The sequence below is a fragment of the Phormidium sp. CCY1219 genome (genome assembly GCF_055795085.1).
On record NZ_JAYFEQ010000874.1, the window covers coordinates 1 to 11,856 of the forward strand.

Below are 11,856 nucleotides of genomic sequence, written 5' to 3' on the forward strand. Positions count from 1 at the left end.
AATGATATGCTAAGAGAAGCGAAATTCAATCATCGGGGCAGGGCACTTAAGCAATATTTGCATTGCATTTAAGTCCTAGTTGCCGCCACGGGTTCAGTATAGACGATCGCCCTCTCCTTTGTCAAGGGATGGGAGAATTTGCCGGCCCACCCATGACGAGGCGTGGATTGAAACCCAGGCCCGGTCATGGTTTGAGTTAAGGAACGAGACGCTGCGATTCCACAGGGGTTACACCACAGTTACGTTGCGATTGCCGAAATCCAGGTCTTCGAGACTTTCGGCCACATCCAGGGTAACAGTGTAAGCGCCTGCTTCCGGGAAGCTGGGGGAAAAACCAGTCGGCAGCACTTCCCGCAAACTGTAGGTACCCGGGAGCAAATTGGCAATTTCATATTCACCGCGCTCATCAGTAACGGCATTGGGTTCGTTCGGATCGAACAAGCCATTTTCGTTCACATCCAAATAAACCGTTACCCCCTCAAACGCCGGTTCAGTAAGAATCGGTGGGTTAGTGCCATCGGGAGTACCACCGTCGGTATCCGGGCCAAACACGCCAAGCAAGTCATCAGTGGTTGCAAACACTTGCGCCTGGGAATCGATTTCGCGCAAACTGCTCAACGATGCATTCGGCCCGACGCCAAACGCGCGCAGGTTCACATCAGAAGCTCGCAATCCGGTGACTTCATCGAGATAGTCCAAGCTATCATCCTCGCCGTCGGACATAAAAATTGCATTGGCATTGCCCGGGAGAGTGCCCAGAGAGGCGATCGCATTCTGTGCCGCTTGCAATCCTGCCTCAAAACTGGTTCCCGCTTCAACGCCAAAGGATTCTACGGTAATCGATTGCAGGAGTTGGTCTACATCATTGATGCCGTTATTGTCCGCATCTGCACCGGCTGCGATCGCCATTTGCATGCCACTGGTAGCCAAATCCATATCCAGTAGCGCGCCAGTTTTGCCAAACACCACCAGAGAGACATTTGTCGTTTGAGCCAAACCGCGATCGCGCAACTGTTGATTCAATGCCTGAAAACCGGCCAACTGAGCATCTAACACCGTATTGGCCAATCCATCATTATTCACATCCCCCACTTCCGTCCCTTCAATTGCATCCAGGGTACTGCGGGAAACATCCACCACATAAATCACATCCGGCGAATTGCCAGCAATCAATCCGCGATCGCGCACCCCATTCCCATTAAAATCAATCCACTTAGTTCCACTTACCGAGGCACTGCCTTCCAGGATATTCCCGAAATCCTGATTTTCCACCGTTTCGTTCAATCCAAGCTGCACCAAATATCCATCGCCGGATTCCGGGAAAGTTTGCGAAACGCCGGCATTCACCGCCTCGCGGACGATATACTCTCCCGGCGCTAAACCGGTAAACTCATAGCGCCCTTCCTCATCGGTGACCACACTCGGTTCGCTGGGGTCGAGTTGTCCGTTGTTATCTAAATCCAGGTAAATAGTAATTCCACCGAGTCCGGGTTCTAACGCTGGGTCGCTAGCGCCCCCACTACCCCCACCGGTTCCGGGGTTCAAATCGCCGAAGACGTCTAAAATCTCATCGGTGGTGGTGAAAATTTCTGCACCTTGGTCGATTTTGGTTAAATCAGCTAATGACGCAGAGCTTCCCACGCCATAGCTTCGTAAATTCACCTCGCGATTTTTCAGGGCAGTTACTTCATCTTCATAGGGGTCTTGGTTGTGCTTACCATCGGAGAGGAAAATGATGTTACCTTCTCCAGTGGGGGTGTTTAAGGCATTTAAGATGTCTTGGGATTGTTCTAAGGCATCTTCAAAATCGGTAAATCGTCCGACGCCTAAATCGGCAACTTCGATAGATTTGAGGGCATCTTCCACATCTAACGTGCCGTTACCATCAGCGTCGGCGAGGGGGGTGGCGTTGAGTTGCACGCCATCGGTACTCGGATCCATATCTACGGAAGCGGCATTGGTCCCGAAGACTACCACGCCCACATCGGCGGTATCGCCAAATCCCAGGTCGATGAGTTCTTGGTTTAAGGCGAGAAAACCGGCGAGTTCGGCATCGAGAATCCGGTTGGATTTGCCGTCGTCGTTGACATCGCCCACGGGAGTTCCGCGAAATCGGGCATTGGTACTGCCAGAAACGTCAATCACGAAGACCACATCGGGTTCGTCTCCTTGGATGAATTCGCCGTCTCGGATGCCGTTCCCATTCAGGTCGTTCCATTTTAAGCCGCTAATGCTACTGCTGGTGTTTTGGGTTTGAGAGGCGATCGCGATATATTGGATGATTTGCTCGAAGCTAATTTGGGTGATGGATTCGACGCCATAAAAACTGCTGATTTCTTGGGCGAAGTTGGTGCGATAAAATTCAAAATCAACCACGCTTGAGGTGCTTAAGCCTTGGGCTAACCCCGCACTAATCATAAATTCGTAAGTTTGCTCGAAGCTCACTTGCGAGAGGGATTCAACTTGGTAAAAGTTGGTGATTTGTTGGGCGAAGCGATCGCGATAAAAGTTGAAGTCAATAAATTCGGAGGTATTGAAGCCCGATGACAATCCAATGGTGGTTAGATAGGAAAAGGTCTGCTCGAAGCTAATTTGCGAGATGGACTCAACTTGATAAAATTCCCGCAGGTTTTGGGCAAAGGTTTCGCGATAATAGTCGAAATTGACGTACTGGGAGGGATTGAGTCCTTGGGAGAGTCCGACTTCGACCAGGTGGGTGACGGTTTGCTCGAAACTGATTTCGGACAGACTGGTGACGTTGTAGAAGCTGGCGATTTGAGTGCTGTAGTTGGTTCGATAGTAGTCTAAATCGATAAATTGAGAAAATTCGCGATTTTCTTCTAGTCCAAACTGGAGGAAGTGTTCTAAGGCGCTGCTGATTTCGCCTTGGCTAACGGCGGCGGCGACATCGGTATTTTGCGCTAAATAATATTCGGCGTCAAATAAGAAGCTGGGCGATCGCTGTTGTTCGGCCCCTAATGTAACGAAATGCTCGAATAGGCTGCTGAATTCTCCCTGGGCCACTGCAGTGGCAACCTCGGGGTTTTCCAAGCGATAAAAGTTAGAATCGAACCAAGCAAACGGATTGCGCCCCTCGGCGGCTCCAAATGTGATAAAATGCTCGATTAAGCTACTCACCTGTCCGGCTTGCACTGCAGCAACAACGTCGGGGTTTTGCTGGGCGTAGAATTCCGGATCGAACCAATAACCGGGGTCGCGACCTTCGGCTTCTCCAAACAGTCGGTAGTGTTGCTCTGCACTGGTAAATTCCCCCCGGGTGATGGCTGCTGCAACGTCGGTATTCACCGATAGGTAGTAGTTTTCGTCGAAAAGCACTTCGATGGAAAGGCTCATACAATCCCCCTAAATTGACTTTGGCAGTGTTGTCTGGTTTTTTGCCCGGGGAGTTCCCTTGGCTGAGGTAAAATTTTCGGCTTCCGTATTTTCTCGCAGATGGATGGCGATTGGTTTTATTTTTTAGGGAAAGGGAAATATTCCATACAGTTGGCGGGGGAGATGGGGCTTAATCCCCATTTTCGCTTACCCGTGATGGAGCACTACCGCCTGTAAAGACAGGCATAGCCGGAGAACTTCCTTTCATCGGCATCATTAGTTTTGAAAACCTGGATTAGAGCGTTTTTCAGAGTGATGCGATCGGCGTTGCGTGATTATTATTCTGACGTATTCTGACCGATATAGAATGGAGCGATCGCCTTAGACTGTAGGCATTTCCTTTACTATTTTACTCAGCTCCGATAAGGGGAATCAAGAATCGCTCGATTTCGTCAAGATAGGCTGTTAATCTTGTATGAATTCCTCTTTGTCGTAAAATTTCTAAACTCGTCTCTTCCCAACACTGGCGTTTGCGTTCCATATCTCCATCTGTCAGCATTTCTACCACAAATTTAGGATTTCTAATGCGACTGGGTTCTTCCTTTGAATTTGAACGAAGTCTATGTGACTCCTCATAAGGATCGAACGGTAATCGAGCCTTTAGTTCTGCTAACCGTTGGATTTCCTCTGGATTAGATAGAACCAACCCATTTAAAACCCAGGCTTCCCGCATTTTGTCTGCTGTGCCAATAACAATTTTTAATGAATTTTGTGTATTTTTGCGTTCGTTGCGGACTTGTTCTATCGCTGCTCTGCGCGCGGGTTGATTATCTAAATCGCGAATAAAAAGCACCGCTTTAATCTCTGGCGTTCTTTGAAAATAACCAATCAAATTAAGAATTTTAATAGAATTAGCTGCATCATATTTCAATGGGGGCATTCTATTCTTACGACGACCGCGAAACCTTGGCATCTGAATTCCTCGTTCTTCTGCCCACTTAAGGATATCGACAATATCTTTCCAACAAGAATGAGCGGAATTTTCTTTTAAACCGCTCCATCGAAATAGATATAGAAGTTGTTCGCGCTCTAGCCAATCGATTTTTTCGAGGAACACTCGTTCGGCTAGATAAGTAGCAGTTCTTGCGTCTGCACTACTTTCTACAATGACAATAAACTCAATCATGGTTTTCCCCTTCAAGCACCCAGTCTTCCTCCTCCGCATCCCAAATTTCGCCAGTAGTTAAAGTTTGTTGTGCCCATTCTATATCCGGATGTTCGTCTAATCGTTTGACAGGAGTAAATCCTGATTTTGGATTATTAAATACATGGACTTGAGCCGGGGTAAGTTCATCAAAGATATAAGGAGAATGAGTGGAAAAAATAATTTGCAAATTAGGATTAGAGAGGATAATTTCCTGAAAAACAGCGATGAGTTCTCGTTGTGCTTTGGGATGAAGTTCCTGTTCCACGTCATCGAGTAAGACTAAATTGGGTTGTGGAGGATTCATGAAAACAGTCAATAATCCGAGAGCGAGCATTGTGCCTTCGCTAATGGCATGGGCTGGAATGCGATCGCCGGTATTCATATCGAGGATAACTTCTTGTCCGACCATTTCCTGAGTTTCGTCGTAGGAAATGGCTTTTCCATCCACTTCAATTAAGCGTTGGCGATTGACTTTGACCTTAGCTCGCCTTATGCCTATTTTCCGTACCGGTGGAACAATTCGTTGCAATAGTTCCTGAAAAACCCCTAGCACTCACCAACAGTTTGTCTTGTTCACGGGTGGTTAAAAATTCAGGCGCTCTTTGATATCCAAAAATAGTTTTAAAGGGGGAATTCGCCAATCTACTCAGGTAATGGAGAGCTTCTAACACGGAGGTTTTACCAGAACTGTTTTGTCCCACCAGTGCGTGAAGACGCGATGCATCTAAATTCAGTTCTGTATCGTGATGAGTTTTGAAGTTCTGAAGTTTTACATTTTCCAGCATGGAAGTGTTTGCATTCTCTTGTCTGGGTGTTTACGGATAGGTAGGGAATCGGTGAATGGGGAACGGGGAACAGCGGTGGCGATCGCCACTCCCAATCCAGACCCCCTGCAATAGCCATTCAAATTCCGTTACCTCTCTTGATTATCCATGTTGCCAGTGCATTGGCATTTTCATTGAGGTAACATTTGGAGGGAGGGAAAACTCTGTGCTTTTATTCTAGCAAAATGCCTTTTTTGTCTACAGAAACCCAGCTCAGTAGTGTACGTAAAAGAAGAAGCACGGTGAATCGAACCAAACCTTAAACTGGGGAGATTTCCAATAAAAAAGCGCCTGAGTTGTCTCAGACGCTCATAGCATAAAACTGCTAAATTGTCAAGTGTAATTTACCCTTCCAGGGCGTTGGCACCGCCGACCACTTCGAGGATTTCTTGGGTAATGGCGGCTTGACGGGCTTTGTTATAGGTGAGAGTCAAGGTGCCGATTAGTTCGCTGGCGTTCTCGCTGGCGTTGTTCATGGCGGTCATGCGCGCGGCGAGTTCGCTGGCGGCGGCTTCTTGCAGTGCCCGCAGCAGTTGGTTATTCAGATAAAGCGGGAGCAAGGCTTCCAGAATTTGGGTGGGGTCTTGCTCGAAAATCATGTCGCGGGGGAAGGTGTCGGAGGAGGGGGTGGTGACTTTTTCCCGTTCGACTTGGAACGATCCGCCTTGGGTGGTGAGGCGGAAGATTTCATCGTCGGCGGCTTCTAAACCTTGCGGGTCGAGGGGCAGGAGGGTTTGCACCACGGGTTTGGAACTGATCAAGGAGACGAATTTGGTATAGACCAATTCCACGCGATCGACGCTTTCGGATAAGAACAGGGAGAGCAATTCGTCGGCAATTTCCGAGGCTTCTGCGGCGGTGGGAATCTGTTCTAAGCCGGTGTAGTTGGCGTCGATGGGGGCGTTGCGACGGGTGAAGTATTGGGTGGCTTTGCGCCCGACGAGGACGTATTTATAATCGAGTCCTTCGGCTTGCAGTTCTTTGGCGCGCGCTTCGGCGCGTTTGATTAGGTTGGTGTTGTAGCCACCGCACAGACCCCGATCGCCGGTAATCACCAGCAAGCCCACAGTGTTGACTTCCCGTTGTTGCAACAGGGGCAAATCCACGTCTTCGAATCTCAGGCGAGATTGCAAGCCGTAGAGGACCTGGGCCAGGCGATCGGCAAACGGGCGAGTTCCGAGAACCTGTTCTTGAGCGCGGCGCACCTTGGCGGCGGCGACGAGGCGCATGGCTTCGGTAATTTTTTTGGTGTTTTTAACTGACTGAATGCGATCGCGAATCGCTTTTAAATTTGCCATAACAAAAAATCAAGAATGAAGACTTAAGAATTCCCTAATGATGAAGAATGAAGAATCGAGCCGGCATCACCATTGCCTCGGTGAATTCTATGCGACTCAATTCTTCATTCTCGAGGTGACTAAGCGGCTGCCATGAAGGATTGCTTAAATTCGTTAATGCCTTCCTTCAACAGATTTTCGGCTTCTTCTTCCAGCTTCTTGGAGCTTTGAATCACTTCGGCATACTTGGGCTTGTTCGTCCGCAGATATTCGCGCAGACCCTTGGTAAATTGGGTAATTTTATCCAAGGGAACATCATCTAAATAGCCGTTAATGCCGGCATAGATAATGGCCACCTGTTCGCTGACGGACAGGGGAGAATATTGTGGTTGCTTGAGTAGTTCGCGCAGGCGCTGACCCCGGGCCAATTGCTTCTGAGTGGCCGCATCCAGGTCGGAGGCGAACTGAGAGAAGGCTTCGAGTTCGGCGAACTGAGCCAATTCCAGTTTCACTTTGCCGGCCACTTTCTTCATGGCTTTGGTTTGGGCGGCGGAACCGACTCGGGACACGGAAATCCCGGCGTTCACTGCGGGACGCAGACCGGAGTTGAACAGGTCGGAAGACAGGAAGATCTGCCCGTCGGTAATCGAAATCACGTTGGTGGGAATGTAGGCGGAAACGTCGCCGGCTTGAGTTTCGATGATTGGCAGAGCGGTCATGCTGCCTTCGCCCATTTCGGTGCTGAGTTTGGCGGCGCGTTCGAGCAAGCGAGAGTGGAGGTAGAAGACGTCGCCGGGATAGGCTTCGCGACCGGGGGGACGACGCAGGAGGAGGGACATCTGGCGGTAGGCTTGGGCTTGCTTGGAGAGGTCATCGTAGATCGCCAAGGTGTGCTTGCCTTTATACATGAAGTATTCGGCGATCGCCGCACCGGTATAGGGGGCCAGATATTGCAGGGTGGCCGGTTCGTTGGCGTTGGCGGCGACGACGATGGTGTAGTCCATCGCGCCTTTTTCTTGCAGGGTGCCGACGACTTGCGCCACGGTGGAGGCTTTTTGTCCGATCGCCACGTAGACGCAGATCACATCTTCATTTTTTTGGTTGATGATGGTGTCTACGGCGATGGTGGTTTTCCCGGTTTGGCGATCGCCGATAATCAACTCGCGCTGTCCCCGTCCGATGGGAATCATGGAGTCGATGGCGGTGATGCCGGTTTGCAGGGGTTCGTACACGGACCGCCGTTCGATAATCCCTGGGGCGGGGGATTCGATCAGGCGGCTTTCGCTGGTGTCGAGTTCGCCTTTGCCGTCAATCGGACGGGCGAGGGCATCTACGACGCGACCGCTGAGGGCGTCGCCTACGGGTATCTGGGCGATTTTGCCGGTGGCGGTGACGTTGGATCCTTCTTGGATTTCCACCCCGTCTCCCATCAGCACTGCGCCCACGTTGTCTTCTTCGAGGTTGAGGGCGATGCCGATGGTTCCATCTGCAAATTCCAACAGTTCGCCGGCCATTGCTTTTTCTAGGCCGTAAATCCGCGCAATGCCGTCACCAACTTGCAATACGGTACCGACGTTGGAAACTTTAACTTCCTGGTCGTACTGCTCAATTTGCTGGCGAATAATATTGCTGATTTCGTCGGGTCTGATGCTGATCATGGCAGTTTTTCGCTATGAATTCTCTTGGGTTGTTTGTTGTAGATCTAAGGGGGTTGAGGGTTGATTTTGGCGCTGGATCGCTCACCGCTCAACCGGAAACCAACGCTTCTGGGTTAGACGCTACTGAGACTAATCCCAATTCGCCGCAGTTGTCCGCGCAAGCTGGCATCGAGCACCTGAGAGCCAACTTTGATAATCACGCCGCCGATGATTTCGGGGTCGATTTTGGTGTCGAGTTCCACGTCGCGGGCGGATGAGATGGCGCGTACTTTGTCGCGGATGGCATCTTTTTGTCCGTCGTTGAGTTCTACGGCGGAGGTGACTTCGGCTAAGACGGTTTGATTGAGCTTGCGAAGCAGTGCGAGGTATTGTTGGGCGATTCCTTCGAGAAAAATCGCGCGCCGGCGATCGACGAGCAGCATGACAAAGTTACGGGTGAAGTGCTGTACCCCCTCGCCCATAATTTGCCCCAAGATGTCTTTTTTGGCTTGGTCTTTGATAAAGGGGTTGCTGAGAACTTGCTGCAGGTCTTCTGAGTTTTTCAGCACTTCGATGATGCCGCGCATGTCTTCGCCGATCGCATCGGTGAGGTTGTGTTCTTGCGCTACGGACATCAGGGCTTGCGCGTATGGTTCGAGAATTTCCGCTTGGACTATACTCATCGAGACCCTCCAAGCATGGAGATGCTGTTATCTACAAGTTTTTGCTGTTTGCCTTCGTCAAGCTGGGCTTTCAGTTGGCTTTCTACTCGTTCTAATGCCAGTTGTGTGGCTCTTTGCCGCAATTCGGCGATCGCTCGCTCTTGTGCGGCACTGAGGTCCTGTCCGGCTTCGGCTTGCAAGCGCTCTATGTCTTTTTGCCCTTGGGCCAAAATTTCTTCTTTGGCCACTTTGGCTCTTTCTTGGGCTTGCTCGACGATTCTTTGGGCTTCGGCTTGCGCCTGGGCGAGTTTTTTCTCGCGATCGGCTAGTTGTGCTGCCGCGTCTTTCTGCCGTTTTTCGGCTTCGGCGATCGCCTTTTCTATATTTTCCCGTCTTTCGGCTAAAATTTTCCCTAATACTTTTTGCCCAAAGTAAATCAGGACGCCGATGACGATCGCCAGGTTTACGATGTTGGTTTCAAATAAGTCTAGATTTAGACCGAAACCCCCTTCTGCCGCCTCTTCTACTGAAGCGATCCACCAAAAAGTTCCCATGATTCTCTTCGATAACTTCCTTTTCTAAATTCACTGGTTCTCTGGGACGTTTTTTGCGGGTTAGAGGAAAGGTTCTCGTTAATATTTAACCGTTAATTACTACCCTCTAACTATTGACTAACTCAGAGCCTAATAGCTTTTCGAGAATCTGGCGACTCAAGGCATCGACTTGCTGCTCTAGCGAACTCATCGCCGCTTGCTTTTGCTGTTCGATTTCTTGTTGCGCTTGTTCGCGTTGCGCTTGGGCCTCCCGTTGTGCCTCGGCAATTTTCTCAGAGACGATCTCCTGCGCTTCTTCTTGCGCTTTGGTAATTATCTCTTGCGATTCTTTCCGACTTTTCGCTAAGGCTTTTTCGTATTCTCTCGCCAAGTTTTCCGCTTTGGACAAGCGCTCTCGCGCATTCTGTTCGTTAGAACGAATATAATCCGCTCGCTCGTCGATCGCGTTTCCCAGAGGCTTGTAAAAAATGGCGTTGAGCACTACCGCCAGAATCAAGAATTGCAGCGCCATTAGGGGTAAGGTGGCATTAAAATCAAACAGGCCACCTTCTTCTACCGCTGTTTCAGCGGCTAGCAGGATTGTCCAATGCATCATATTCAATCAGCCGCTTGTGGTTGTTTGGGTCAAATTTCTATCAAGACCAGAAAATTTTCGCCAGTCGCAGAAAAGCGGGCGCTTTCCTACAACTGGCTGTCTATTTCTTAGGAGAAGGGGTTCGCAAACAGCAACACCAACGCCACAACCAAGCCGTAAATTGTCAGCGCTTCCATGAAGGCTAAGCTCAACAGCAAGGTGCCGCGAATTTTTCCTTCGGCTTCTGGCTGACGGGCAATCCCTTCTACTGCTTGACCCGCTGCATTACCTTGACCCAAACCCGGGCCGATCGCAGCTAAACCAACGGCCAACGCAGCAGCAATAACGGACGCAGCAGCAGTTAATGAATCCATGATTTTTTCCTTAGTTTACGAGTTGAACGACAAAACGAGTTTGATGGTCTTGCGCTTGGCGCTCTCCACACGAGTTTTCGCGCGGTCGCACTCTCAGCACACAGGCAATCGCTTTCCTTCCCTATTTTACGATCGCGATCGCCCTTTTTCTCTACTCATGCTCTTCCCCATGTCCTTCCATTGCTTCGCCTATATAGGCACCTGCCAATGTGGCAAAAATAAGAGCCTGAATTGCACTGGTGAACAATCCCAGTATCATCACCGGTAACGGAATGAATAAGGGGACTAACAGAATAAATACTGCCACCACCAGTTCGTCGGCTAAAATATTACCAAATAGACGGAAGCTTAGGGAAAGCGGCTTCGTAAAATCTTCCAGAATATTGATCGGCAACAAAATCGGGGTCGGCTCAATATACCGCTTAAAATACCCCAACCCTCGCTTGCTGATTCCTGCGTAAAAATACGCTAAGGAGGTCAACAGCGCTAATGCCACGGTGGTGTTAATGTCACTCGTCGGCGCTGCTAATTCCCCTGATGGCAATTCCAATACCCTCCAGGGAATTAGTGCCCCGGACCAGTTGGACACGAAAATGAACAGAAATAGCGTGCCGATAAATGGCACCCACGGACGATACTCTTTCTCGCCGATTTGGGTTTTGGCCAAGTCCCGGATGAATTCCAGGCCATATTCCATGAAGTTCTGCACGCCACTCGGCACTCTTTGCAGGTTCCGAGTCGCTACCATGGAAAGCACCACTAGCACGGCAATCACAAACCAGGAGGTGAGGAACACCTGTCCGTGCAGTCTAAAATTGCCAAGGAGCCAGTAAAAATGTTGGCCTACTTCCAACTCGGCAAGGAAAATACCACTCAATTGGTTTAATCCCTCGATGGTGTGCATTTAGGAACCTTCTCCCTTTCAGTTGAGGTTTCCAACCTGACGACAGCCTATTCGGCATCAGGCAGAAGGGTCGTTTGTAGGACGTAGACGAATAATGCGGCTTTATATGTCAGGAAACCCAAAAATATGGGCAATACCTGTAGCTGATTCCATTGGGTTGCAACTATAATCAACCCAGCGAATAATGCAAGCCTGGATTTACTTAGGCTGCTTTTCTCCCTCCCTAGCCGCTCGACGTCTCTTGCCAACATTCTCAAGTAAACCACACCCACGCACGCCCCGATCGCATAATTCAAGGCGACGTTTAAGGAGTAATAGAACCATGCAGACACAAACGCGATCGCGCTCATTACAAAGGTGTAGGCCAACAACTGGTTTTTGAGCTGTAGGTACTCCTCCATTGAGCGATCTACGTTCTCTTTAGCAGTCTCGCTTTCTACGCGCTCCTGCTCTTCGGATGGCTCCTGCCTTTCTGGGTTGGTTTCGGGAGATGGGTCTGACAAGTTCACC

The 11,856-nt window shown here is 49.8% G+C and carries 12 protein-coding genes; all 12 read right to left on the minus strand.

The window, feature by feature from the left end:
- Positions 1–228 precede the first annotated feature (228 nt).
- On the minus strand, positions 229–3,354 hold the full coding sequence (locus AC0QH1_RS28445) for an SdrD B-like domain-containing protein (RefSeq protein ID WP_324634815.1): 3,126 nt from the start codon (positions 3,352–3,354) through the stop codon (positions 229–231).
- 388 nt (positions 3,355–3,742) lie between these two features.
- A complete protein-coding gene (locus tag AC0QH1_RS28450; RefSeq protein WP_324634816.1) occupies positions 3,743–4,519 on the minus strand; it encodes a hypothetical protein in 777 nt (258 codons plus the stop codon).
- On the minus strand, positions 4,512–5,069 hold the full coding sequence (locus AC0QH1_RS28455) for an AAA family ATPase (protein WP_324634817.1): 558 nt from the start codon (positions 5,067–5,069) through the stop codon (positions 4,512–4,514). Before AC0QH1_RS28455 ends, AC0QH1_RS28450 begins: the two co-directional genes overlap by 8 nt.
- Positions 5,020–5,325 (minus strand): AAA family ATPase, encoded by a 306-nt coding sequence (locus AC0QH1_RS28460; protein ID WP_324634818.1) that lies wholly within the window; start codon positions 5,323–5,325, stop codon positions 5,020–5,022. Before AC0QH1_RS28460 ends, AC0QH1_RS28455 begins: the two co-directional genes overlap by 50 nt.
- A 383-nt stretch (positions 5,326–5,708) precedes the next feature.
- Positions 5,709–6,662 carry a F0F1 ATP synthase subunit gamma gene (locus AC0QH1_RS28465; RefSeq protein ID WP_324634819.1) on the minus strand — a complete coding sequence of 318 codons (954 nt, stop codon included), beginning with the start codon at positions 6,660–6,662 and terminating at the stop codon, positions 5,709–5,711.
- Between the two features lie 119 nt (positions 6,663–6,781).
- Entirely contained in the window at positions 6,782–8,299 is a 1,518-nt protein-coding gene (gene atpA, locus AC0QH1_RS28470; RefSeq protein ID WP_324634820.1) for a F0F1 ATP synthase subunit alpha, read from the minus strand.
- A gap of 113 nt (positions 8,300–8,412) precedes the next feature.
- Positions 8,413–8,961 carry an ATP synthase F1 subunit delta gene (gene atpH, locus AC0QH1_RS28475; protein WP_324634821.1) on the minus strand — a complete coding sequence of 183 codons (549 nt, stop codon included), beginning with the start codon at positions 8,959–8,961 and terminating at the stop codon, positions 8,413–8,415.
- On the minus strand, positions 8,958–9,494 hold the full coding sequence (locus AC0QH1_RS28480; RefSeq protein WP_324634822.1) for a F0F1 ATP synthase subunit B: 537 nt from the start codon (positions 9,492–9,494) through the stop codon (positions 8,958–8,960). Before AC0QH1_RS28480 ends, atpH begins: the two co-directional genes overlap by 4 nt.
- Positions 9,495–9,600: 106 nt before the next feature.
- On the minus strand, positions 9,601–10,089 hold the full coding sequence (locus AC0QH1_RS28485; RefSeq protein WP_324634823.1) for a F0F1 ATP synthase subunit B': 489 nt from the start codon (positions 10,087–10,089) through the stop codon (positions 9,601–9,603).
- 107 nt (positions 10,090–10,196) lie between these two features.
- A complete protein-coding gene (atpE, locus tag AC0QH1_RS28490) occupies positions 10,197–10,442 on the minus strand; it encodes an ATP synthase F0 subunit C (RefSeq protein WP_324634824.1) in 246 nt (81 codons plus the stop codon).
- A 151-nt stretch (positions 10,443–10,593) separates the two neighbouring features.
- Positions 10,594–11,346 (minus strand): F0F1 ATP synthase subunit A, encoded by a 753-nt coding sequence (gene atpB, locus AC0QH1_RS28495; protein ID WP_324634825.1) that lies wholly within the window; start codon positions 11,344–11,346, stop codon positions 10,594–10,596.
- Positions 11,347–11,393: 47 nt separating this feature from the next.
- Positions 11,394–11,855 carry an ATP synthase subunit I gene (locus AC0QH1_RS28500; protein WP_442957378.1) on the minus strand — a complete coding sequence of 154 codons (462 nt, stop codon included), beginning with the start codon at positions 11,853–11,855 and terminating at the stop codon, positions 11,394–11,396.
- Between the last annotated feature and the right edge of the window lies 1 nt (position 11,856).